At 72.2% G+C, this 22,953-nt stretch carries 19 protein-coding genes; 5 read left to right on the top strand and 14 right to left on the bottom strand.

Features of this window, described 5'->3' with window-relative positions; all coding sequences use genetic code 11:
- Positions 1-183 precede the first annotated feature (183 nt).
- A complete protein-coding gene (locus PSD17_RS04815) occupies positions 184-852 on the top strand; it encodes a response regulator (RefSeq protein ID WP_013678407.1) in 669 nt (222 codons plus the stop codon).
- 34 nt (positions 853-886) lie between these two features.
- On the opposite strand, the gene PSD17_RS04810 is transcribed toward PSD17_RS04815, so the two are convergent.
- The 5 genes from PSD17_RS04810 to PSD17_RS04790 all read right to left on the bottom strand — a co-directional run bounded on the left by PSD17_RS04810 (position 887) and on the right by PSD17_RS04790 (position 8,032).
- On the bottom strand, positions 887-2,791 hold the full coding sequence (locus PSD17_RS04810; protein WP_339121792.1) for a cyclic nucleotide-binding and patatin-like phospholipase domain-containing protein: 1,905 nt from the start codon (positions 2,789-2,791) through the stop codon (positions 887-889).
- A 1-nt stretch (position 2,792) separates the two neighbouring features.
- Positions 2,793-3,545, bottom strand: coding sequence for a MinD/ParA family ATP-binding protein (locus tag PSD17_RS04805; protein WP_339121791.1), 753 nt, complete (start codon positions 3,543-3,545; stop codon positions 2,793-2,795).
- A complete protein-coding gene (locus tag PSD17_RS04800; protein ID WP_013678404.1) occupies positions 3,542-4,264 on the bottom strand; it encodes a response regulator in 723 nt (240 codons plus the stop codon). Before PSD17_RS04800 ends, PSD17_RS04805 begins: the two co-directional genes overlap by 4 nt.
- Positions 4,261-7,338 (bottom strand): hybrid sensor histidine kinase/response regulator, encoded by a 3,078-nt coding sequence (locus tag PSD17_RS04795; protein WP_339121789.1) that lies wholly within the window; start codon positions 7,336-7,338, stop codon positions 4,261-4,263. Before PSD17_RS04795 ends, PSD17_RS04800 begins: the two co-directional genes overlap by 4 nt.
- A gap of 139 nt (positions 7,339-7,477) precedes the next feature.
- Positions 7,478-8,032, bottom strand: a complete 555-nt coding sequence (locus tag PSD17_RS04790) for a TetR/AcrR family transcriptional regulator (RefSeq protein ID WP_013678402.1) — start codon at positions 8,030-8,032, stop codon at positions 7,478-7,480.
- A gap of 98 nt (positions 8,033-8,130) precedes the next feature.
- Between PSD17_RS04790 and PSD17_RS04785 the strand changes: the two genes are divergently transcribed.
- Positions 8,131-9,090 carry an NADP-dependent oxidoreductase gene (locus tag PSD17_RS04785; RefSeq protein WP_339121787.1) on the top strand — a complete coding sequence of 320 codons (960 nt, stop codon included), beginning with the start codon at positions 8,131-8,133 and terminating at the stop codon, positions 9,088-9,090.
- Between the two features lie 45 nt (positions 9,091-9,135).
- Here PSD17_RS04785 and PSD17_RS04780 read toward each other — a convergent pair whose 3' ends face one another.
- Positions 9,136-10,638: an APC family permease gene (locus PSD17_RS04780; RefSeq protein WP_013678401.1), complete on the bottom strand. Its 1,503-nt coding sequence runs from the start codon at positions 10,636-10,638 to the stop codon at positions 9,136-9,138.
- The gene (locus PSD17_RS04775; protein ID WP_339121785.1) at positions 10,635-12,644 is read right to left on the bottom strand and encodes a primary-amine oxidase; all 2,010 of its coding nucleotides are present in this window, start codon (positions 12,642-12,644) and stop codon (positions 10,635-10,637) included. The genes PSD17_RS04780 and PSD17_RS04775 overlap by 4 nt, the downstream gene beginning before the upstream one ends.
- Before the next feature lie 193 nt (positions 12,645-12,837).
- Between PSD17_RS04775 and PSD17_RS04770 the strand changes: the two genes are divergently transcribed.
- Complete coding sequence (locus PSD17_RS04770) at positions 12,838-13,194, top strand: hypothetical protein (RefSeq protein WP_339121783.1); 357 nt, start codon at positions 12,838-12,840, stop codon at positions 13,192-13,194.
- Positions 13,195-13,380: 186 nt separating this feature from the next.
- Here PSD17_RS04770 and PSD17_RS04765 read toward each other — a convergent pair whose 3' ends face one another.
- Positions 13,381-13,584, bottom strand: a complete 204-nt coding sequence (locus PSD17_RS04765) for a cold-shock protein (RefSeq protein ID WP_013678398.1) — start codon at positions 13,582-13,584, stop codon at positions 13,381-13,383.
- 567 nt (positions 13,585-14,151) lie between these two features.
- On the opposite strand from PSD17_RS04765, the gene PSD17_RS04760 reads away from it, so the two are divergent.
- Both PSD17_RS04760 and PSD17_RS04755 read left to right on the top strand, forming a co-directional pair.
- A complete protein-coding gene (locus tag PSD17_RS04760) occupies positions 14,152-14,838 on the top strand; it encodes a class I SAM-dependent methyltransferase (protein WP_339121782.1) in 687 nt (228 codons plus the stop codon).
- Between the two features lie 89 nt (positions 14,839-14,927).
- Complete coding sequence (locus tag PSD17_RS04755) at positions 14,928-15,383, top strand: VOC family protein (protein WP_199796816.1); 456 nt, start codon at positions 14,928-14,930, stop codon at positions 15,381-15,383.
- 75 nt (positions 15,384-15,458) lie between these two features.
- On the opposite strand, the gene zwf is transcribed toward PSD17_RS04755, so the two are convergent.
- The 6 genes from zwf to PSD17_RS04725 are packed head-to-tail and all read right to left on the bottom strand — an operon-like array spanning position 15,459 to position 22,851.
- Complete coding sequence (gene zwf / locus PSD17_RS04750; RefSeq protein WP_339121779.1) at positions 15,459-16,847, bottom strand: glucose-6-phosphate dehydrogenase; 1,389 nt, start codon at positions 16,845-16,847, stop codon at positions 15,459-15,461.
- A gap of 16 nt (positions 16,848-16,863) precedes the next feature.
- Entirely contained in the window at positions 16,864-17,094 is a 231-nt protein-coding gene (locus tag PSD17_RS04745; protein WP_339121777.1) for a hypothetical protein, read from the bottom strand.
- A 22-nt stretch (positions 17,095-17,116) separates the two neighbouring features.
- Positions 17,117-18,469, bottom strand: a complete 1,353-nt coding sequence (locus tag PSD17_RS04740; protein ID WP_339121775.1) for an NAD(P)/FAD-dependent oxidoreductase — start codon at positions 18,467-18,469, stop codon at positions 17,117-17,119.
- Positions 18,466-20,328, bottom strand: a complete 1,863-nt coding sequence (locus PSD17_RS04735) for a glycoside hydrolase family 15 protein (protein WP_339121774.1) — start codon at positions 20,326-20,328, stop codon at positions 18,466-18,468. Before PSD17_RS04735 ends, PSD17_RS04740 begins: the two co-directional genes overlap by 4 nt.
- A 16-nt stretch (positions 20,329-20,344) precedes the next feature.
- The gene (locus tag PSD17_RS04730) at positions 20,345-21,421 is read right to left on the bottom strand and encodes a cytochrome d ubiquinol oxidase subunit II (RefSeq protein ID WP_013678392.1); all 1,077 of its coding nucleotides are present in this window, start codon (positions 21,419-21,421) and stop codon (positions 20,345-20,347) included.
- Positions 21,418-22,851, bottom strand: coding sequence for a cytochrome ubiquinol oxidase subunit I (locus tag PSD17_RS04725; RefSeq protein ID WP_013678391.1), 1,434 nt, complete (start codon positions 22,849-22,851; stop codon positions 21,418-21,420). The genes PSD17_RS04730 and PSD17_RS04725 overlap by 4 nt, the downstream gene beginning before the upstream one ends.
- Between the last annotated feature and the right edge of the window lie 102 nt (positions 22,852-22,953).

The following is a 22,953-nucleotide window of genomic DNA, read 5'->3' as shown; positions in this document are numbered from 1 at the left end:
CTCGCGGGGTGATGTCGATTTCGTCCACATCTCCCTCGGTCGTTGCGAACCGTCCGCTGTGCGAGATTCGACGGAACCGGGAGGGAAGCCGTTCACCGTTCGGGACGGCACTAAGGTCGCACGCGCACGGGGACCGTTCCGGCGGTCCGCAGAGCTTGCGGCGGTCGTGGGACGGGAGGACGGATGCTCGCCGACGTCACGAGCCTGATCAGCACGATCCTCTGGCCCGCGGTCGTGCTGGTCGCGCTGGTGTTGTTCAGGCGGCCGATCAGCAAGCTGCTCGGCAGCGACAACGTCACGGTCAAGGGGCCGGGCGGCTTCGAACTGTCCGCGTCGAGCAGAGAGCAGGCCGCGACCGCGCTCACCAAGGCGTCGGAGAAGCCCACGGCGACGACGCTCGGGCGGGCCGAGGCGCTCAGCCAGGTGGACGTCGCGGCCCGGACGATGCAGGAGATCGGGCAACGGGCCCGCGCGCTGTGGGTCGACGACCAGCCGGCGAACAACGTCTACGAGGCCGAGGCCCTGGAGGCCGTCGGTATCGACGTCGAGCTGAGCACCTCCACCGCCGACGCCCTCGCCCGGGTGCAGCGCAACCCGCCCTACGACGTGATCATCTCCGACATGGTCCGCGCCGACGACGAGCAGGCCGGGTACGACCTCCTCGACGCCCTCCGGTCCGCGGGCGACCTCACCCCGGTCGTGATCTACGCGGGCTCCCGGTCGGCGGAGCACTTCAACGAGGCGGTGCGCCGCGGGGCTGAGGGTTCCACGAACCAGCCGCAGGAGCTCGTCGGGCTGGTGCTGCGCGCAGTGCGGCGCCGACGGGACGCGGCGGCGAACAACCGCTCGTGATCGACGCGCCCGGACGCGATGTCCGGCCGCACGGTCAGACGGGTCCGAGGAGATCCGACCCGGAGAGCATGTCGTGGCTGTACCGGTAGGCCGGCTCGACGAGGGCAGGCCCCGCCTTGAAGTCGAGCAGCCCGCCGGCGCCGACGGGCGGTCGGAGCAGCACCGTCCCGGGACTTGCGGCGAGCCGGGTGCGGTCCCCGCGGGAACCGGCCAGCATGAGCCCGCGGACCAGCACGTCGGGCAACGGAGGTGCGTGCAGCGGTGCCCGCCCCCGGCGCAGGCGCTCCGCGAGCACCCGCCACCCCGACAGCGTCTCCCCGAAGACCGGCGTCGGGCCCGGGTCCTCCTCGGGCGCGAGGTCCACCGCGAGGAGCCGGCCTGCGCGCAGCCGGGTCCGCATGACGTCGACGGGGATGTTGTTGAGCACCCCGCCGTCGACGAGGAGGTCGCCGCGGTCGGGGACGGGCGGGTAGACGCCGGGCAGCGAGATGCTGGCCCGGATCGCCCGCCACGTCGGACCGCGATCGTGGACGACCTCGCGGGCGTCGCGCAACGAGGCGGAGATGCAGAAGTACGGGAGCCAGAGGTCCTCGATCTCCCACTCGAAGACGGGCACCTCGCGCAGCAGCCGGGTGACCTTGCGTCCCGACGAGTAGGAGACCAACGGCAACGTGACGGGGACCATCGAGCCCTGCCGGACCATGGCGCCCACCGAGGTCTCGAGCCGGTCGTCGTGGTCGAGCCCGGCGGCGCGCAGGCCGGCCATGATGGCACCGATGCTGGTCCCCGCGACGGCGTCGATCTCGATCCCGAGGTCGTCGAGCGCCTTCATCACGCCGAGGTGGGCGAAGCCCCGCATCCCCCCGCCGCCCAGCACCAGCCCCCGGGCCACGCCGGCGACGTGGCGGGCGAGCCTGGCGAAGTCGGCCGCCCGGCCCTCCCGGACGTGGTGGTGGACCTCGATCCGCCGGGCCGCGAGCCAGCGGGCGGTCCCCGTGGGCCGTGCGGTGCCCGGCGGGTGCAGGAGGACGAGGTCGGCGGGCCGGTCGTCGAGCCCGGCGGCCGCCGCGCCCGCGGCCGGGTCCGCGCCGGCCCGGCCGACGACCAGCACCCGGTCGGCCTGCCGCAGGCAGCGGCGGGTCCAGGCGCCCGCGTCCGCGTCGGCCACGTAGACGACGAACCGGTGCCGCTGCTCGGCCTGCTGCAGCCGGGCGACGACGGCGCCGTTGCGCGGGTCGGCCGGCTCGACGTCGGCGGCACCCCGGCCGAGGGCGTCGTCGATGCGGTCGCGGGACAGCACGGCGACCGTGCCGTGCCGGGCCAGGGCTTCGACGAGCGCGGGCACGAAGTCGGCCGGGACCGGATCACGCCCGGCCGCGAGCACCGCGACGGTTCCTGCCGACCGGACGTCGGGCCGTGGCTCGTCGGTCCGAGCCGACAGCCGTACGAGCTGGCGGCACAACCCGAGCAGCGCGGCCGGCCGGCGCTGCGCGAACGCCTCGAACGCGGTGGCGGACAGGGCGAGCAGCATGGAGTCGCGCAGGGCTCGGACGCGGGTGCCCTCCTCCCGGCCGCCGAGGAGAGCCGCCGCGTCGACGACCTGGCCGGGGGCGCGTTCGGACCGTGTCCCGTCGCCGCTCACGACCTCGACCCGGCCGTGCCCCACGAGCAGCAGCGCCGACCCGGTCTCGACGTCGTCGCCGGCCTCGACGTGCACCGGATCCAGGTGGGCGAGCAGGCTGCGCAGCGCCTCGCGGTCGAGGCCGCCGAACACCTCGGTGGAGGCCAGGAAGTCCAGCGCCGCACCGGAGTCGGGGCCGCCGGGGTCGGTGAAGCTCTCGACGAGGAAGAGCATGGTGCGCCGGCGGCGGCCCCGGCCGCGCCCGGACACGATGTTCTGACGGTCGAAGAAGTCCGTACCCGACGTCTCCGGATCCATGTCAGGACATCAGCTCGGCGGCGAGGCCGCGGTAGCGGTCGGTCACCGGGTGGTCGGGGTGGTCGACGGCGAACACGCCACCGCTGGAGAGCGCCATCAGCTCGTCCGAGTGCGGCACGACGGTCGCGACGCGGCAGTCGTAGGCCTTCTCGACCCGTTCGCGGACCTCGTCCTCGTCGAACACCGCGGGCGTCTTGTTGACGACGAGCACCATCGTCGGGACGGCCAGCTTGCGGGCCACCGTCACGGTCACCTGCGTGCCCTCGTAGTCCTGGTGGTCCGGCCGCAGCACGATCGCGAGGGCGTCGGACATCGCGATCGCGAGGAGCGTCTCCTCGTTGAGCCCCGGATGGGTGTCGAGGATCAGGACGTCGAGGCCCAGCTCGTCGATCAGGGTGCGGAACCCGTCGCCGAGGCGCCCGACGTCGTAGCCGTCGTGCATGACCCGCGCGATGTCCTGGGCAGCGACGCTGGAGGGGACCAGCCAGATCCGGCCGTCGCCGCCCAGCGTGGCCGGGGTGACCTCGTAGGCCGCCTCCGGCATCGTGCAGCGGCCCCAGAGATAGCTGTTGAGGCTGTTCCCGACCGAGTCCTGGTCGAGTCCGAACAGGACGTGGATACCGGGCGAGAGGATGTCGGTGTCGACGACCCCGACCCTGCGTCCCTCGGCCGCGAGCAGCGCGGCGACGTTGGCGGTCGTGTTGGACTTGCCGGTGCCCCCGCGGAACGAGTGGATGGAGACGATCCGGCTCACGTGCTCTCCGTCCCGCGCTCCCCCGAGCGCAGGCTCGCGGCCTTGCGCTGCAGGTCGGCGAAGTAGTCGGTCTCGGTGATCTCGGCGACGCGGCGCGCCGCGCGGGCCTGGTCGATCTCGATGCGCATGGCGCCGACCTGCCGTTCCAGCCGCTGCTCGCGGGCGCGGACCTCGCGCGCCATCGTCTGGAACGTCCGGGCCAGTCCGCCGAGCGCGTCGTCGCGCGTGGCCACGGTGTCCAGCGACGCCGCCTCGAAGGTCCCGGCCTCGACCTCGCCGGCTGCGCGGACCACCAGCCCGACCTGCTCGAGGTAGTCCTGCTCGACGTCGCGCAGCCACTTGCGCGACAGCCCGGCACCGATGCGGGCACGCAGCAGGACCGGGTCGAACGGCTTGGGGAGGAAGTCGTCGGCCCCGAGCTCGATGCACCGCACCGCCTCGGCGGTCTCGTCCGCCCCGGACACGACGATGACCGGCACGTGCCGGAGCCGGGAGTCGGCGCGCATCCTGGCGAGCACCTCGTGCCCGTTCAGCCGTGGCATCAGCAGGTCCAGCAGGACCAGGTCGATGCCCGGCCGGGCGAGCCGCTCCAGCGCCTCGACCCCGTCGGCGGCCGTCTCGACCCGGAGCCCCTCCCGTTCGAGGCCGCGCCGCAGCAGCAGCCTGTTGGTGGGGTCGTCGTCGATGACGAGGACCGTCCCGGTCCGTTGCTCGCTCACGTCCTGCCCACCCTGTGCTCCTCCGTGCCGTGCTCCCGGGGTCCGGGCCCGGACGGGTCGACCGTGGCGCGCAGCGCGGCGACCAGTGGCGGGACCATCCCGGTGATCTCGTCGACCTGCGCTGCCGTGCCCTCGAGGTCGCCGTGCGCCGCGTGCTCCTCGAGTGCCGCGCAGCGGGCCGAGAGGTCCCGCGCCCCGAACATCGCGGTGTTGGACTTCAACGTGTGCGCCGCCCGCCGGACCCGTTCCGCGTCCGCCGCGGCCACCCCGTCCTGCAGGTCCGACAGCAGCACCGGTGTGTTGGCCGAGAACTCCGCCACCAGCTCCGCGACCAGCCCGGGACCGTCGTCGCCGAACGACGCGACCAGCCCGTCGAGCACGGTGCTGTCGAGCAGCGGCGCCGTGGGCGCCGGTCGCGACGGACGGGCGGGAGCGGCCGGCCCGGGATCCGGCCGGCGGGCCAGCGCGGCTTCGAGGTCGGCGAGGCGGACGGGCTTGGTGACGTAGTCGTCCATGCCCGCGGCGAGGCACTCCTCGCGGGCGCCCGCCATCGCGTTCGCGGTCAGCGCGACGAGCCACGGCCGCGTCCCGGGCGGGCGGGTCGCGCTGATCCGCCGGGCGGTCTCGAGCCCGTCGAGCTCGGGCATCTGGACGTCGAGCAGGACGACGTCGTACTCGCGCCGCTCCAGGGCCGCCAGCACCTCCAGCCCGGTCGTCGCGGTGTCGGCGTGATGGCCCAGCCGTTCGAGCAGGAGCAGCCCGACGCGGCGGCCGACCGGGTTGTCGTCGGCCAGGAGCACCCGGAGGTCGTCGGCCTCCGGCGCGGACGGCGGCGTGTCGACGGTCATGGTCCTGGGCAGAGGGGCGCCGAGCAGCCCGACCAGCGTCCGTTCGAGCACGCCGCGCCGGACGGGCTTGGTCAGCCACACGTCGACGGGGGCCTGCGGGTCGCGCGCGGCACCCAACGACGACAGGCACACCGTCGGGATCCGGCGAAGGGCGGCCATCTCGGTGGCGAGTGCGGAGCCGTCGAGACCGGGCATGAGCAGGTCGGTGACGAGGACGTCGGCCTCCCCGCCGTCGCGGACCCACGCGAGCGCCTCCTCCGCCGCGGCGGCCGTGTGCGCGGTCATCCCCCAGGCGCTGCAGTGCGCGGCGAGGATCCGCCGGTTCGCCGCGTTGTCGTCGACGATCAGCGCGGTCCGCCCGCTCAGCAGATCCGGCCGGTCGTCGGCGGCGAGCCGGTCCGGTGGGCTCGCGGCCTCGCCGACCAGCGTCACGGTGAACACCGACCCGCGTCCGGGCTCGCTCGCGACCTCGACGGTCCCGCCCATCAGCTCGGCGAGCCGGCGGCTGATCACGAGGCCGAGGCCGGTGCCGCCGTGGCGACGGGTGGCCGACTCGTCCACCTGGCTGAAGGAGCGGAACAGTCGCGGGATCTGCTCCGCAGGAATGCCGATGCCGGTGTCGGCGACGGCGATGCGCAGTCGCCACCGGTCGTCGTCGGCGCGCACCGCCGACAACGTCACGACGACCTCGCCACGCTCGGTGAACTTGACCGCGTTGCCGACGAGGTTCACCAGGATCTGGCGCAGCCGGCCCGGGTCCCCGAACACCGCGGCGGGCGGGACGCCGTCGGCGGCCGCCACGAGCTCGAGGCCCTTCGCCGCGGCGCGCGGCGCGAGCAGGCCGAGCGCGTCCTCGATCACCTCGCGCGGGTCGAACGCGTCGCGGTCGAGCTCCAGCTTGCCCGCTTCGATCTTCGAGAAGTCCAGGACGTCGTTGATCACGGTGAGCAGCCCGTCCGCGCTCTGCGCGATGACGCCGGTGTAGTCCTGCTGTTCCTCGGTGAGGCTCGTCGCCGAGAGCAGCTCGGTCATGCCGATGACGGCGTTCATCGGCGTGCGGATCTCGTGGCTCATGTTGGCCAGGAAGGCACTCTTGGCCTCGTTCGCGGCGTCGGCGGCGGCCCGGGCCGCCTGGGCCTGCTCGAACAACCGCGCCCCGGTGATGGCACCCGCCAGCTGGCCGGCGACGGTCTCCGCCAGCGCCAGCTCGGCGGCGGACGAGCGCCGGTTCTGCTCGCCGGTGTCGAGCAGGACGACGCCGACGACCTCGTCCCGCGCCAGCAGCGGGGCCGCCACCAGAGCCCCCGCGACGCGCCCGCGGCCCATCAGCCTGCGCAGCAGCCCGTTCGACGTACCCGTCGCGGCCCAGACGGCGCGCCGGTCGGCGATCGCCCGCGCGACCGGGCCGTCGCCGTGCCGCGGGATCTCCGTCCCTGGTGCGGACCCCGGGCGCCCGCCGTGCTCGGCCCGCACCCGCAGCCGGCCGTCCTCCGGGTCGACCAGTGCCAGCACGACGGCCGGGACGCGGAACAGGTCGGCGAGATCGTCGGCCGCCCGCTCGAGCACCGAGCTCAACGTCGGCGCGGACGCGACGGTCCGGGCGACCCGGCCCAGTACGGCGAGCTGGCGCCGGTCCTGCGTGACGCTCTGCGCGATGGCACCCGCCACGCTCGCGATGATGCAGCCGATCCCCATCCGGTACGTGATCGACACGATCAGGAACGGATGCCCGTACACGACCGCCCCCACGGCCTCCCGGATCGTGTAGACGACCGTCAGGGCGCCGATCGTCAGCATGGCCCCGCGGAGCTGGAACCGGATCGCCGCCTCCATCGGCAACACGTAGAGCACCGCCCAGATCGCGGTCTCGGTGTCGAACGTGTAGACGGCGACGAGGCCGACGAAGACCGCCCCGTTGAGCAGCAACGCGAGCACGCTGACCCGCCTGGCCCGGCGCAGCGTCGTCATCGACGGGATCGCCCACCAGAGCGCGATGTTGCCGACGGCGAGCAGTGCCGTCAGGCCCAGCGCCGCCTCGAGCAGGCCGGGCGGGTAGGGCAGGTAGTAGGTGAAGACCTGGACCAGGGCGAAGGCCACACCGCCCCACCGCACCCGCACCATGATCCGCTCGGCGCGGACCAGGCGGGCGAGCTCGGCGGTCTCGACGGTCTCGAACTCCGCGGCGTCGAGGGACGCCACCACGTCCGACCGCCGCAGCCTCGTCATGAGGAGATGAAATCAGGACTGCGGCACGCATGTCACCCGGTAGCCGGATATCGACGTAGCCCTACCGGCGCAACGCCGACCGTCCGGTCGGCGGTCCCCTCTGCGCCCGGTGGTGACTGCCGCGAGTCGGCGGTCCGGCTCAGCCGAGCGAGCGTGCCTCGGCGGCCGACTCGGCGATGAGTCTCTCCAACTCGGAGGCCGATCTTCCGTCCCAGGATCCGAGCGCGTGGCCGAACGACGCCATGCCGATCCGGCCGGCGAGCAGCGCGCTGGGCCGAGGGAGGCCGCGGGCCGCGAGCGCCGTCGCGAGCGCCTCGGTCAGCGCGGCCGACTTCGCGTGTGCGCGTTCCTGGAGGGCGGGGGTGGCGACGATGATCTCCTGGCGACGTTCGGCCACGCTGCGTCCGGCGACGAACAGCGGGACGGCCGCCGTGAACGCGCGCGTGAGCACGGCCAGCGGCGGCAACTCGGGAGGTGCGGCGGCCACCGCGTCGACCAGGACCGTCCGGAGGTCGTCCTCGCCGTCGAAGAGCACCTCGCGCTTGTCGGCGAAGTGGCGGAAGTAGGTCCGCTCCGTCACGCCGGCGCGCTCGGCGATCTGTGCGGTCGTGGTCGCGTCGTAGCCGTGCTCGCGGTAGAGGTCGAGCGCCGCCTCGCGCAGTCGCCGGCGCGCGTCGGCACCGCTTCTCGGCATGAGCTCATCGTATGGATGCGTCAGTGACTGACGCAACCGTGGTAGCGTCAGTCACTGACGGAACTCGGTCGACGGGTTCCCGCGGTCGAGGAGGCCACATGTCCACCGTCCCGTCCCGGGTCATCCGCTTCCACGAGTTCGGCGAGCCGCTCGACGTGCTGGTCGAGGAAACCATCGGGATTCCGGACCCTTCCGAGCGCCGGGTCCGGATCCGGGTCGCCGCGGTGGGGCTGAACCCCGCGGACTGGGAGCTGTGCCGCGGTTTCATGCCCGGGACCCTCCCGCGTGGCATCGGCTACGACACCGCGGGGACGGTGGACGCGGTCGGTTCAGGCGTCGAGGACGTCGCCGTCGGCGACCTCGTCGTCGGTGCCGCCGACTTCGCGGGGCAACCGAGTGCCGGGGCTGCCGACGTCGCGATCCTCGACTCGTGGACGAAGGTGCCCGCGGGGGTCGACCCGGTCGAGGTCGCGGTGCTGCCGATGGTGGTGCGGACCGCGGTGTGGACGCTGGTCGGGATGGGGGTCGGACCGGACACGACGCTGCTCGTGCACGGGGCCGGCGCCATGGCCGGTTACGCGGCGGTGCAGGTCGCACTCGGGCTCGGGGCCCGCGTCATCGCCACGGCCGGGCCGACCTACACCCCGGACCTCGAGGCGTTCGGCGCCGTCGTCATCCCCTACGGCCCGGGGATGGGAGAACGCGTCCGCGACATCGCCGGCGGTCCTGTCGACCTGGTGCTCGACACCGCCCCTCCACAGGAGGGCGTCGTCGCGGTGCTGCTCGGCGTGGTCGGTGCGGCCCAGGACGTCGTCACGATCAGCAACCACGACGAGGCCCGCGGGCTCGGCGCACGGGTCAACCTCGACATCATCGCGGCGGCGGGCGACCCGCTCGCCGACCCGCTGCCCGAGTACGTCGCGCGGGTGGCGGCCGGGAGCTTCCGCCTCCCCGTCGCCCGCGCCTTCCCCCTCGGTGCGTGGCGCGAGGCGGCGAAGCTCAGCCTGTCCCGGGCGCCGCGCGGCAAGGTGGTGCTGCTGCCGGCCGAGGATGCCTGAGGAGCCTCACCAGAGGCTCGACGCGCACCCCGGACCGGCGCCGCGTCACCCCGGCCCGTCGCCTCCCGGTGGCCTGCGTCCGGTCGAGCCCGGGTGCGGGTGCTCGGGGTGGACGGTCCCGGGCGGGACGGGTTCCTCCTCGAACGTGCCGACCTCCTCGGCCACCTGCGGTGTGCGGGCCCGTATCGCCGCGTACCACGCCAGCCCGATCAGGACGAGCGCCAGGAAGATCCAGGGCATCAGGTTGAGCGGGTACTCGGGCACCGGGATGACGTTCTTGTAGAAGACATAGACCAGTGCCGCGACGACGACGACCGCCAGCACGGCCGAGAGCGCGTTGAACTCGCCGCGCCTGCGCAGGAAGGCCGGCAGGGCGATGGCCATCAGCACGTAGCTCAGCATGTAGCCGAAGGTGCCGATCGTGCCGGTGTAGGTGATCATCTGCAGTGGCGTCACCCCGGTCGCCGCCAGGATGATCGGCACCACGAGTACCACCGGCGCGATGACGGCGATCGCCACGTGCGGGGTCTTGTGCGTGGGGTGCGCACGGCCCAGCGCCTTGGGCAGGATGCCTTCCTCGCCCATCGTGTAGAGGATGCGGGACGAGGCGTTGATGCAGGCGATCGTCACCGCGAAGAACGACGCGGTGATGCCCAGGTCGACGATCCAGGCGACGCCACCGAGCCCGTACTGGCCGGCGAGGTCGCTGATCGGCGCGGTGCTCTGGCCGAGGGTGTTCGGGTCGCCGAAGCCGCGCACCATCGTGTACGCGGCGAAGATGTACAGGATGCCGACGAGCACGGCGCTGCCGAGCACGGCGCGAGGGATGGCGCGGTGCGGGTTGCGTGCCTCCGCGCCGAGGCTGGCGGCGCTCTCGAACCCGACGAAGCCGAGCACCCCCAGCACGATCCCGAAGGCGACACCGTCGAACGACAGGCCGGAGAACGTGAACTGCGCACCGTTCGAGCCGGCGGGGTTCCCGGCCAGTACGGCGATCAGCACGAGGAGCACGGCGGCGACCGAGATGATCTCCAGCACGAGCCCCACCCGCGTGGAGATCCTGATGCCGATGATCGCGAACGCCGCGGCGCCGATCGCGACGATCGCCAGGATCACGCAGACCACGAGCGTGCCGCCGGCCGGTACACCCACTCCGGTGAGGAAGGCGCCGAAGTAGAGGCCGGCACCGACCACCCCGATCATCGCGATGAACCCGTAGCCGATGATCAGGCCCCATCCGGCTGCGAACGCGCCGGTAGGCCCGAGGCCGCGGGCCACGTAGCTGTACAGCGAGCCCGACGAGGCGAACCGGCGGCCGAACTGGGTCGCGACCAGGCCGACCAGGATGACGACGACGGTCGCGCACACGTAGGACAACCACGCGCCGTTCCCGGCGTACAGGGCGATAAGCGCCGGTGTGGTGGCCATCGCCGCGCTCGGCGCCATGCCCGCGACGGACTGCGCCAGCACGTCGATCTGCGTCATCGACCCGTGCGCGAGCCCGGTGTCGGAGTGGACCGGCCGCGGATCGGCCCCCTGAGCGCTCACTCGGCCACCCCCTGCTGCGGGACCGCGTGCCCGGCACCGTCGTGTGCTCCGGCGCCGTTGTGGCACGCCGCCACCGAGCGCGGCATGTCGAGCGCGGGGTTGCCGTCGAAGAACCCGACGGGCTTGAGCGTGAAACCGATGTAGGTCGCCGGCATGACCGGCCAGTCCTCGGGGCGGACCACGTGGTGCGCGCCGAAGCTGTACCAGACGACGACGTCCTCGTTCTCCAACGGCCGGTCGGCCTTCTGGTACTCCAGCAGCCCGCCGGGTGAGCCGTGCTGATTCGGGTAGTCGCCCGCGGCGTAGCGCTCATGCGGGTCGAAGCGCGTCACCCACAGGTGCTTGTACGCGAACTGGGCGCGGGCGAACGCCTGCGACCCCTCCTGCTGCAGCGGCAGCACGTTGTCGCCGGGCATGAGCTTGTATGCGGTCGGCTGGCCGAGCTCGGTGATCTCGTTCGGGTTGACGACGTACCAGACCCGCGCGATCAGCGGATCGATCAGCCGCCGAGCCTCGCTCTCCCGTCCGAGCAGCGTCTTCTTCGTCACCCAGGCGTTGCCGTACGGGTTGTCCGGGCCGAGCGGCACCGCGGCTGCGTCGACCTCGTAGACCGAGTTGCGCTCCCCGTCGACCTGCATGTCCAGGCGCACGTTGAAGAAGTGCTGGTGGTGCGGCCCGTACAGCCCGGGCGCCACGACGACGCCGTGCCGCGGCTCCGCTCCGTCGGCCAGTGCACCGGTCGAGAGGACGCCGGTCAGCTTGACCTCGTACTGGAGGCTGCCGTCGGTGTAGAGGTACCAGAAGAAGCCGTACTCGTAGTTGCCGACCGTCGCGACGCAGGAGATCACCAGCCGGCGGGAACGGCGGACCTCGACCTTCTCGGTGCGGAAGTCGGTGTGCTTCCAGCTGATCCCGTAGTCCTCCTCGTGCATGCAGATCGCGTTCGGGATGGTGACCGGCCCGCCGTCCTGGTCGTTCGCGGTGGCGTCGAAGTAGAAGATCTCGCCGAGGCAGTCGCAGCCGAGGGTGAGCGGGTTGAGCAGCATCCCCACCCCGTACTCGCCCTCGTCGAAGACGTTCTTGATCCGGTGCGTGGGAGCCGGGTCGCCGTACGGGATGTACATCTCCGACAACGAGGCCCGGTACAACACCGGACGGAGCCGGCCACGGTCCTCGTAGCCCACCTGGTGCAGGACCAGGCCCTCGCGCGGGGTGTAGCCGACGCGCAGCCGCCAGTTCTGCCAGCTCACCGCGTGCCCGTCGACGGTGAAGCTCGGCCCTTCCGGCTGGGTGATCTCCAGCGGCTTCACGTCGTCGCGCAGCGTCGTGAAGGCGGGCCGGTTGTCGTCGTCGAACATCAGCTCCGGCGCGTAGTTCCCGGCCTTGGGCGGCAACGGGACGACGCCGTGGTCGCAGACGTCGATGACCTCCATCCGGTCCATGTCGAGCAGCACGACCAACCCCTCGACGGGCCGCGCGTAACCGTTGTCGTCCTCGCGCGAGCGGACGAACGTCAACGGCCGCAGCAGCCGTCGTCCCGCGGGGTCATCGATGTCGTAACCGGCCGCCCACGGGTCGATCATCGCGAGCGAGAAGTCGGTCACCCCTCGTTTGCGCATCGCCTCCTGCCATCGCGGGTCGGCCCGGGTGATCTCCTCCGCGCTGAAGAACTCCTCGAGCATCACGCTGGGTTGCACGTCCTCGACGACCTGCCACGACGTCACGTCGCCGCTGGTCAAGGAGACGACGGCTTCGACCGTCCGTTGGTGCCCGCGGTCGTAGAGCACGACGAACGCGGCCCGCTCGGGAACCGGGCCGCCGTTGCGGTCGTGGTCGAGGACCTCGCGCTTGTCGGGCTCGTGCAGCGACACGGTCACGAAGCGGACCTGCTCGTCGAGCTGCCGCTGCTCGCGCAGAATCTGCGCCGTGCGCCGGACCTCGTCAGGGGCGAGCGGTTGCAGCGGGTTGGTCGTAGCGGTGCGGACCTCGGCTGACTGGACGGACACGAGCCCTCCTCCGGGACGCGGCGACAGGGACTGACCTGCAGGCCTGCCAGAGGGGGGACGCTAGCGCTGCGCACCGGGCCGAACAAGAACACGAGTTCCCGCTAGTCGCGATGGAGTAATGGCGCCCGCGGGTCATGTGCACGGCGGGATCGTCCGTCGTGCCGGTGTTCGCGAATCGCTCTACGATCCCGATGTGGCCCTGAACGAGAACGATCTCGGCCGAACCGATGGCCTGCCCCCCACCGAGGAGCAGCGCGACGAGCTGGTCGCCCGACAGAGGCGGCTCGACGAGGCGCGAGCGGCGGTCGACGCAGCGCAGCGCGAGCGCGACGCGTACCTGATCGAACTGGATGATGCGGGCGTCGCGACGACCGAGCTCGCGAGGGCGCTCGGGCTGCACCGGGCCAACGTCGAGCACGTGCTGACGGATCATCGCAAGACCGAGGTCGCGCAACGCCTCGCGGAGGAGGCGCCGCGCGCCGCTACGCAGGCGGCACTCGACCGGGCGCAGGCACGCGTCGACCAGGCCTGGGAGGAACCGTCCGAGTAGACCGCCGCCGGACCGCTCCTGGCTCGTCCACGGACGTGCCTCCCGGGGCGCGGGCGGCCGAGGGGTGTGGCCGGTGAGCATCGCTCACCGGCCACGATCGGTGTGATCCGGTCCGATGCCGGACCGGACACGTCCGAGAGGCTCCCGAGGGGAGCAGGCTCCCACCGAACCCGGCGGGGAGGTGTGTCAGAGGGGCCGGACGCCGGTGGCCTGGGGGCCCTTCTTGCCCTGTCCGACCTCGAACTCCACCCGCTGGCCCTCGTCGAGGCTGCGGAAGCCGCTGGCGTCGATCTCGGAGTAGTGGACGAAGACGTCGGCGCCGCCACCGTCCTGCTGGATGAAGCCGAAGCCCTTCTCGCCGTTGAACCACTTCACGGTTCCCTGTGCCATGTGCTGCTCCTCGCAGGTCTTGGGCTCGTCCGCACGATGCGGGCCCGGCCGACCCTGGTGGCAGTGCACGACGTCCATGTCACGCCGTCCACAGCGCCACCGCGTGTTCTCGCGAGCGTGCAGGACACGGACCTCGAAAACCGAACGACCTGGACGTAGAACGTCGAACGGCGGCAAGAAGTTCCCGGCTGCGGGAACTTTCTCGACAGATCTTTCCCGGCCGCGGAACTTCCTTTCGCGATCCACCTTCGCGGCTGACCGACGACGGCAGCGTCTCCCTCGGCGAGCTGCTCGCCGACGCGCACGCCGCCCAACCCCTCACGCTCGCGCTGGACGCCGATCGCCGCGGCGAGATCGTCGAGGTCCTCGCCACGCTGTCGGACCGGGAGGCCCACATCGTGCGGATGCGGTTCGGCGGCGGCGACTGCGGGGTTCGCCGGACCGCGCGGCACGACCCGCCGCGTGTTGTGCGTACAGTCGAGATCTCAGCACGTCCGTCGAGGCGCGTCGTCCGATCGCCCGACGAGTCCCCGCGCCGGCCGCCCCCACCAGGAACCCGAGGCCTTCATGCCCTCCGCCACAAGCGGATTCACCCTCTACGGCGACGCACCCGGCGCGGGCGCGGACGCCGACCCGCACGACGTGGGGCACAGCGTCGTCGAACTGCCGACCGGACGCATCGAGCTCGCCCACCCCCTGGACGCGCTCGACCGGATCTACCGGCTGAACTTCGGCAAGGACGGGACCGAGCCGCCGTACTGGGCCCAGCCGTGGCCGAGTGGGATCGAGCTCGCCTCGGTCGTCGCACGCCGGGACGTCGGCGGTGCGCGGGTGCTCGAGCTCGGCTGCGGCCTGGCCCTGCCCAGCCTCGCCGCGGCCCAGGGCGGGGCCAGGGTCCTGGCCACTGATCACGCGCCCGGCGCCCTCGTGTTCGCCGCCCACAACGCCGAGCGGAACGGAATTCGGCTGGAGGTGGCGCGGTGCGACTGGTCCGATCCCTGGTCGGCGGTCGCGGGGGCCCCGTGGGACCTGGTCCTCGCCGCCGACGTGCTCTACGACCACGGCTCACTGGTGGCGCTCGCCGACCTCCTGCCCCAGCTGGTCCGCGGCACGGGCGAGGTGTGGATCGCCGACCAGGACCGCCCGCCGGCCCGTGAGTTCCTGGACGCGTGCCGGCAGTGGGCCACGGTCAGCACGATCGACACCGCTCACCCCGAGGTCCGCGTCCACCGGCTCCGCCGGCGCGACTGCTGAGTGCGCGGGTCGGCAGCCGGGCGATGAGTTCCGTGGGCCCGGCCGGTCGTAACGGCGTACCCATCGAACCGTCTCGACTGGAGCCCGTCATGGCCGTGCCCGCCCACCCCGGACGGATGCTGTTCGTCAACCTCCCCGTCGCCGACCTCGAGCGCAGCAAGGCGTTCTTCGCGCAGCTCGGGTTCGGCTTCGACCCCGCGTTCACCGACGAGAACGCCGCCTGCATGCTCGTCGGTGAACAGGCGTACGTGATGCTGCTCGGTCGCACGACCTTCGCGCAGTTCGCGAAGCTGCCCCTCGCCGATCCGAGGACGCACACGCTCGGCCTCTACTGCTTCAGCGTGTCGACGCGGGACGACGTCGACACGGTCTCGGCCGCGGCGCTCGCCGCGGGCGGCACCGAGGCGGACGGCGCCGAGGACCACGGCTTCATGTACTCGCGGAGCTTCTTCGACCTCGACGGCCACGGATGGCAGGTCATGTGGATGGACCCCGCGGCGCAGCCGTCCGCGGTCTCTGCTGCGGACAGCGCCGCCCCGGCCTGAACCGGCTGACGAGGGTCGTGGCGGCGCGGCGACGGGTGCGCACCTGGCCTGCCGTGCTGCGCGGAACCCCGGGGATCAGCCGGTCGGGTCGTGCCACTCCTGCCCGTCGGGCAGCAGGGCGTCGGCCTCCTTCGGGCCCCAGCTGCCGCGTGGATAGGTGTGCACGGGCACGACGTCGTCGAGCACCGGGTCGACGACCCGCCAGGCGGCCTCGACGGCGTCCTGCCGGGCGAAGGGCAGCCGGTTCCCGTCCAGGGCCGCGCCGATGAGCCGGTCGTAGGGCCGCATGTCCGATCCGGGTTCCTCGGCGAAGGACAGTTCCTGCAGCTGCGGGACCCGGCCCGCGCCCGGCTTCTTCCCGGCGAGGTCGAGCGAGATGCGTGCCTCGGGCCAGATCCGGAACCGCATCGCGTTCGCCATCGCCGTGCTCCGGACGCCGAAGATGTCGTGCGGTGGCGGGCGGAACCGGATGGCGACCTCGGTGGCCGTGACCGGCATCGTCTTCCCCGCCCGGATGAGAATGGGGACGCCGGCCCAGCGCCACGAGTCCATCGTGAGCCGGACGGCGACGTAGCTCTCCGTCGTCGAGCCCGGCTCGACGCCCGGCACGTCGAGGTAACCCTCGTACTGGCCGCGGACCACGTCGGCGGGCGTCAGCGGGCGCAGCGCGCTGATGACCCTGGTCTTGGCGTCGAGCCACGAGTCGACGCCCTCCCCGGTCGGCGGGTCGGCGAGCACGCTGGCCAGCACCTGCAGCATGTGGTTCTGCACCACGTCCCGGATCGCGCCGGTGCGGTCGTAGAACCGGCCGCGGTCGGCGACGTCGAAGGCCTCGGCCATGGTGATCTGGATGCCGGCGACGTGGGTGCGGTTGAGGAGCGGCTCGAGGATCGAGTTGGCGAACCGGGCCACCAGCACGTTGTTGAGCGGGTCCAGCCCGAGCCAGTGGTCGACGCGGTAGACCGCGTCCTCGGGGAAGAACCCGCGCATCGTCTCGTTCAGCTGCCGCGCACTGGCCAGGTCGGTCCCGAAGGGCTTCTCCACCATCACCCGGGCCCCGTCCGCCCGCCCGGCCTCGGAGATCCCCTTCGCGATGCGCGCGAACAGGACCGGGGGCACCTCGAGGTAGAACAGCGCCCGGGTCCCGTCGCCGATCTCGTCCGACATCGCGGCGTAGGTGGCCGGGTCGTCGAGGTCGCCGTCGACGTAGCGCAGCAGCCCGATCATCTTCCTGGCCGCGGCGCTGTCCGGGTCCATGTCGTTGAGCCGCAGCGACGCGACGGCGTACTCGCGGAACCGGCCGACGTCCCACCCGCTCCTCGCGACCCCGATCACGGGCACGTTCAGCACTCCCCGGTCGACCAGGCCGACCAGGGCGGGGAACGTCTCCAGCTTGGCGAGGTCTCCGGTCGCGCCGAAGATGACCAACGCGTCCACCCGGTCCGGTCCGGCTGTGTTCGTCATGTGGGCGTCCTCTCCGTCATCCGAGTCGTTCGATCAGGTGGTCGCCCACCCGCAGCGCGTTGGCGATGGCCGTCAGTGACGGCATCTCCGGGGCGAGCCGCCCCGCCCGGTGCGGGGCGTCGGCCCGGATCTGCCCGGCGTCGGACTTGCCGCCGAGCGGGTAGTCGACGTCGTCGCTGCCCACGAAGTCGTCGCAGCCCAGGGACCAGTCGATGAGGATCACCTCGTAGTGCCGGTCGTCGCTCACGCCCGTCCCCCCGTCCGTCGTCTCATGTCGTCGCCGCCGTCCGGGCCGGCCCGGGACGGTCCAGCGAGATGTGCGGGACGTCCTCGTCGTCGTCGCCCCAGGCGATCCGCCGTGGTGTCGTCGACACCTCGACGGTGGCGGCGTGGTCGCGGTCGAAGTAGTCCCAGGCCCAGGACAGGAACGCGTCGGTCCTGCTGTGGACGCCGCTCAGCAGCATGGCGTGGACCCCGAGCCACGCCGCGAAGGCGATGGGTCCCTCGACCTGGTGCCGATGCCTGCCGATCTCGGCGACGGCGGCGTTGCGGCCGATCATCGCCATGATCCCCTTGTCCTTGTACCCGAAGGGCTTCGTGGGTTCGCCCCGCAGCTCACGCAGGATGTTCTCCGCCGCCCACCGGCCCGACTGCTGTGCCACCGACCCGAGCTGCGGCAGCGCCCGCGCGTCCCCGTGCCGCGCCGGGATGTTCGCGACGTCGCCCACCGCGTAGACACCCGGGTGGCCGTCGACGGTCAGGTCGGGGCGCACGTCGATCCGGCCACCGTGGCCGACGACGGGCCCGAGCGCCTGCGCGACAGCCGATCCCGACTCGCCGCCACCCCACACGACGGTCCGCGCCGCCACCGTGGAGGAGTCGTCGAACTCGACCCGGTCGGGGTGCACCGCGGTGACGCCGGCCCGGAGCTTGACCTGCACGCCGACGTCGGTGAGCTTCCGCAGGGCGTAGGCGTGGGCCTTGTCCGAGAACTGGCCAAGCAGCGTCGGCGAGCGGTCGACGAGGGTGATCGTGCCCGCGGGGTCGAGCCTGCCGGTGTGCTGCAGGGCCTGCATCAGCTCGGCGAGCGCGCCGGTGGTCTCGACCCCGGTCGGGCCCCCACCCACGACCACGACGTCGAGCGCTCCGGGCTCCGCGGAACCGCCGCTGTCGACGGCCGCCTGCAGCAGCCGCTGCAGGTGCAGCCGCAGCCGCTCCGCGTCGGCCACCGAGTAGAGGGGAAACGCGTGCTCGGCCGCGCCGGGTACGCCGAAGAAGTTCGGCCGCGCTCCGGCCGCCATCACCAGGAACGAGCCCGACAGGGTCTTCCCGTCGCCGAGCACCAGCGTCCGCCGGGACAGGTCGGCGGTGTCCACCTCCGCGGTCCGCAGCTCCACCGACGGGTAGTCCGCGAAGATCACCCGGTGCGGTCTGGCGACGTCCTCGGCGGGCAGCTGGGAGCTCGCCACCTGGTAGAGCAGCGGTTGGAACTGGTGGTAGTCGTTGCGGTCCACCAGCAGGACGTCGACCCCCTCGTCGCCGAGCGTGCGCGCGCACTCGACCCCGGCCATCCCGCCGCCCAGGACGAGCACGGGCGCGGTGACCGAGCGGGTGGTGCTCATCCCGACCACTCCTCGAGCCGGTCGGCGAGGATGATCCGGCCGGCGGCCTCGATGAGGGCGAGGTGGGAGAAGGCCTGCGGGAAGTTGCCGAGGTGGCGGGCGCGGTCGACCTCGAACTCCTCGGCGTAGAGCCCGAGCGGCGAGGCGACCCGCAGGAGGCGCTCCATGAGGTCGGTCGCCCGGCGCATCTCGCCGACCATGGTCAGCGCCGACACCAGCCAGAAGCTGCAGATGAGGAAGGTCCCCTCCTTCCCCGAGAGCCCGTCGTCGGTCTCGTCGGTGACGTAGCGCAGGACGAACCCGTTCTCGGTCAGCTCCGAGGAGATCGCGTCGACCGTGTTCCGGATCCGTTCGTCGCTCCCGGGGAGGAAACCGAACAGCGGGGCGAGCAGCGTGGAGGCGTCGAGCGCGTCGGTGTCGTAGTGCTGACGCAGGACGCCGCGGTCGCTGACGCCGTTCGCGAGGATGTCGGCCCGGATCTCCTCCGCGGTCTCGTGCCAGGACGCCTGCAGCTTGTCGTCGCCGCGGATCCCCGCCAGCTTGGCGGCCCGGTCCAGGGCGACCCAGCACATCAGCTTCGACGACACGTAGTGCTGGGGCTTGCCGCGCGCCTCCCAGATCCCCTGGTCCGGGTCCCGCCATGCCGCGACGGCACCCGCCGCCTGGGACTGCACGAGCGGCCACAGCCGCCGGGGCAGGTGCCGGCTGCGCCGGGTGTGCAGCAGCAGGGAGTCGAGCACCGCGCCGTAGACGTCGTTCTGGCGCTGGTCGAAGGCGCCGTTGCCGATCCGGACCGGGTGCGCGCCCTCGTAGCCCGACAGCTCGTCGCGTGTCGACTCGGTGAGGTCCCGACGGCCGTCGATCCCGTACATGATCTGCAGGCTGCCGTCGTCGGTCGGTTCGACGTCGGCGACGAACTGCATGAACTCGTCGGCCTCCCAGTCGAGCAGGAGGAAGTGGAGTGCCTGCAGGGTGAAGGTGCTGTCGCGCATCCACGTGTAGCGGTAGTCCCAGTTGCGCTCGCCGCCGGGCGTCTCCGGGAGAGAGGTCGTCAGCGCCGCGACGGTCGCGCCCGTGGGCATGTAGGTCAGGCCCTTGATCGTGAGCGCCGCCCGCTCGACGGGGTGCCGCAGCGAGTGGTCGGGAATTCGCGCCCTGGCGAGCCAACTGCGCCAGAACCGCACCGTCGTGTCGATGCGGGCGCTCGCGTCGTCGGTGTCCGTCGGAGCGGCGAGGCCCTCGGCCCACGACAGGGAGCAGAAGGCGCGCTCGCCCTGGGTGAGGACGTGCCGGGCCCGGGCCGATCCCTGTTCGATCCCGATCGACAGATCGGTGCTCAACCGGATCGTCGACCCGGCTCCGGTGGCGTCGGCGGCGTGGCCGTCCCCGTCGATCAGCGTCCACTCGGCCGGCTCCCGGCCGTAGTCGAACGCCGGCTCGCAGACCAGTTCGATCTCGACCGAGCCCTCGAGGCACTCGACCGTCCGCACGAGGAGGTGCTCGCCGTCGTCGTCGGTGGGTGGCCTGGTGTGCGGCGTGACGGTGTCCGGTCCCCGGCGCGGCCCCATGGTCAGGGCGTCGTGGACGAGCAGCCACCCGCCGGGTATGTGCCAGGTCGTGGTCATCACGTTGGTGCCCGGTACGTAGTTCCGGGCGGTCGGCACGTTGATGCCGTAGGGCCCGAACCGGAAGGAGCCCGCGCCGCGGTCGAGGAGGTTGCCGAACACGCTCGGTGAGTCGAAGGCCGGCACGCACAACCAGTCGACAGAACCGTCCGGGGCGACCAGCGCGCCCGTGTGGCAGTTCGACAGGAACGCGTAGTCGGCGATCGGCGGGAAGGGCGAGCTCGTGAGGCTCATTTCCTGACTCCTTCGATCATGCGCCGTCGTGACCGGACGAGTGGGTCCGTTGGCGGGGGCGCTCTTCCAGGACGTCGTCGGCCTCGTCCTCGAGTCCCTCGGCGGGCAGGAGGCCGCGCCGGTCGAGGACGAACAGCAGCACGAAACCGGGCACCACGACGACGACGGCGAGCACCGCGGCCACCAGCACCGCGGTCAGCGTGCCGGTCGGAGCCGCCGCCGCGGAAAACGTCAGGCTCTCGGGCAGGACGTACGGCGACTGCGCGAGACCCCATGCGGCGACGGCGGCGGCCACCGCGACGACGCCGAGTGCGCGGGCGCCGCGGGAGGCGTCCCGATGCAGCAGGACGAGGGCGCCGACGCCGCAGACGCCGCTGACGATCACCGCGGGCAGGGCGCGCGACGTCAGGCCGTCGAACAGGTGGCCGGCGTCGGCCCGGAGCACGAACGCCCCGGCCGCGGCGATCACCGCCACCGCGACCGCCGACACGAGCGCCCGGCGGCGGAAGTGCTGAGCCATGTCCGGCTCGTCCAGCCTCCGGGCGTCCTGTACCAGGTAGACCGCGGCCAGGTACGCCGCCGCGGCCACGGCCAGCACCCCACCCACCACGGACGTCGGGTTGATCCAGCTGCGCGCGGGATCGCCCGCGACGCCTCCGGCCGGTACCCGTCCGGACGCGATACCGCCCACGATCGCCCCCATGCAGTACGGGACCAGTACCGACGAGGCGGCGAACGCCGCACCGAAGATGCGCCGGTATCGCAGGGCGACGACCGTCTTGCGGAACGCGAAGCTCGCTCCCCGCAGCACGATGCCGAGGGCCGCGATCATCATCGGGACGAACAGGGTCAGGGTGATCGAGGCGTAGGCCTCCGGGAACGACGTCCACAGGATGACCAGAATGAAGATCAACCAGACGTGGTTGGCCTCCCAGACGGGCCCGATCGCGCGCTCGACGAGGTCGCGCGGACGCGCGCCGCGCTGCGGGCCGCCCGCCGTCAGGTCCCAGAAACCGGCCCCGAAGTCCGCGCCGCCCAGCACCGCGTAGGCGATCACCGCCACCAGCAGCACCACGGCGACCGCGGTGCTCACCGGACCTCCTCCTGCTCGGGCACCGAGGGCGTCGGCGGTTCGCTCGGTGCGTACGGCGCGTCGTGGTCGACGAAGCCACCCGCCCTGCGGAACCGTCTGCTCATCGCGCGCAGCACGAGGACGGTGGTGATGCCCACCGCGAGGTACACGAGGGCGATCACGATGAACGAGAGCCAGACCCCCGTGTTGCCCGTGACGGCGTCCTCGACCTTCATCAGCCCGTAGACGATCCACGGTTGGCGGCCGACCTCGGTCACGATCCAGCCGGCTTCCATCGCGATCACGGCGAGCACACCCGACGTGGCCGCCGCGACCAGGAACAACCGGCTCCTCGGCATTCGGCGCCGGAAGAGCCAGGTCAGGCCGTACCAGGCGGCCAGCAGGAAGAGCAGCGTCCCCAGCCCCACCATGACGTCCCAGCTCAGGTGGACGATGTTGACCTGGCCGACGGTCGGTCGCGCGTCGGGGGGCACGGTGTCCAGCCCCTGCACCACGGTCGCACGCCCGGTGCTCGGGTCCGACAGCCACGACGCCAGCCCGGGGATCGGGATGCCGCCGCTGACCGTTCCGTCCGCGTCGAGCCGGCCGAGGAGCGTCTCGGGGACGTCGCTGCTGGTGGTGGGTACCAGTTCGATCGCCGCGAACTTGACCGGCTGGTTGTCGTACACCCAGCGGGCGAGCGAGTCGCCGACGCCCATCTGGATCGGTGCGGCGACGGCCGCGACGCTGAACGAGATGAGGAAGGCCGACCGGTGGTACCGGTCGGTGCGGCCCCGCAGCATGGCCGTGGCGTACACGGACGCGACGAGGAATCCCCCGACGAGGTAGGCCGCGACGAGCATGTGCGCGGCCTGCAGCGGCATGGAGTCGTTGAAGATCACCCGCACCGGGTCCACCGCGACGACGCTTCCGTCGGAGCCTGTCGTGAAGCCGGCCGGCGCATTCATCCACGCGTTGGCGGCGACCACCGAAATGCTGCCGAATATCCCGGCGACGACAATGGGAACGCCCGACCAGAAATGTGTCCACGGGGTGAGGCGCCGCCATCCGTAGATGTAGATGGCGATGAAGATCGCTTCGGTGAAGAAGAAGATTCCCTCGAACGCGAAGGGGACGCCGAAGGCCTCGCCCCACTGGTCCATGAACCGCGGCCACAGGAGGCCGAATTCGAAGCTCAGCACCGTACCGGTGACCGCACCCACCGCGAAGGTGACCGCCATGTACTTCGACCAGCGCTGCGCCAGCATCAGCGCGTCCCGGTCGTGGTGCTTGAGGGCCCGGTAGTTCGCGATCAGCGTCATGAACGCCCACGACACCCCGAGCGGCACCAGGACGATGTGGAACATCAGGGTGAGCGCCATCTGCGCGCGGGCCCATCCGAGCGGGTCGAGGGCCGTGATCGCGAGGGGGTCGAGCGACGTCGCGAGCACGTCCGGCCGCCTCCCCGTGGCTCTTCTCCGAAGGACGTTCGACCGTCACCAGAGCCGTCGTGAGACGCATCACCCGCACCGGGTGAGCCCTCCGTCCGCGTG

It is taken from the genome of Pseudonocardia sp. D17, from assembly GCF_036984265.1.
Classification (GTDB): Bacteria; Actinomycetota; Actinomycetes; order Mycobacteriales; family Pseudonocardiaceae; genus Pseudonocardia; species Pseudonocardia benzenivorans.
Note: the sequence above shows the minus strand (reverse complement) of the source record. Positions and strands in the feature narration are given on the sequence as shown.

Coding starts and splice junctions, on each gene's coding strand:
- zwf (WP_339121779.1), bottom strand. CDS start 16,847: ATGACGAACACAGCCGGACCGGACCGGGTGGACGCGTTGGTCATCTTC.
- PSD17_RS04740 (WP_339121775.1), bottom strand. CDS start 18,469: ATGAGCACCACCCGCTCGGTCACCGCGCCCGTGCTCGTCCTGGGCGGC.
- PSD17_RS04760 (WP_339121782.1), top strand. CDS start 14,152: ATGCCCTCCGCCACAAGCGGATTCACCCTCTACGGCGACGCACCCGGC.
- PSD17_RS04735 (WP_339121774.1), bottom strand. CDS start 20,328: ATGAGCCTCACGAGCTCGCCCTTCCCGCCGATCGCCGACTACGCGTTC.
- PSD17_RS04755 (WP_199796816.1), top strand. CDS start 14,928: ATGGCCGTGCCCGCCCACCCCGGACGGATGCTGTTCGTCAACCTCCCC.
- PSD17_RS04815 (WP_013678407.1), top strand. CDS start 184: ATGCTCGCCGACGTCACGAGCCTGATCAGCACGATCCTCTGGCCCGCG.
- PSD17_RS04785 (WP_339121787.1), top strand. CDS start 8,131: ATGTCCACCGTCCCGTCCCGGGTCATCCGCTTCCACGAGTTCGGCGAG.
- PSD17_RS04795 (WP_339121789.1), bottom strand. CDS start 7,338: ATGACGAGGCTGCGGCGGTCGGACGTGGTGGCGTCCCTCGACGCCGCG.
- PSD17_RS04765 (WP_013678398.1), bottom strand. CDS start 13,584: ATGGCACAGGGAACCGTGAAGTGGTTCAACGGCGAGAAGGGCTTCGGC.
- PSD17_RS04790 (WP_013678402.1), bottom strand. CDS start 8,032: ATGCCGAGAAGCGGTGCCGACGCGCGCCGGCGACTGCGCGAGGCGGCG.
- PSD17_RS04810 (WP_339121792.1), bottom strand. CDS start 2,791: ATGGATCCGGAGACGTCGGGTACGGACTTCTTCGACCGTCAGAACATC.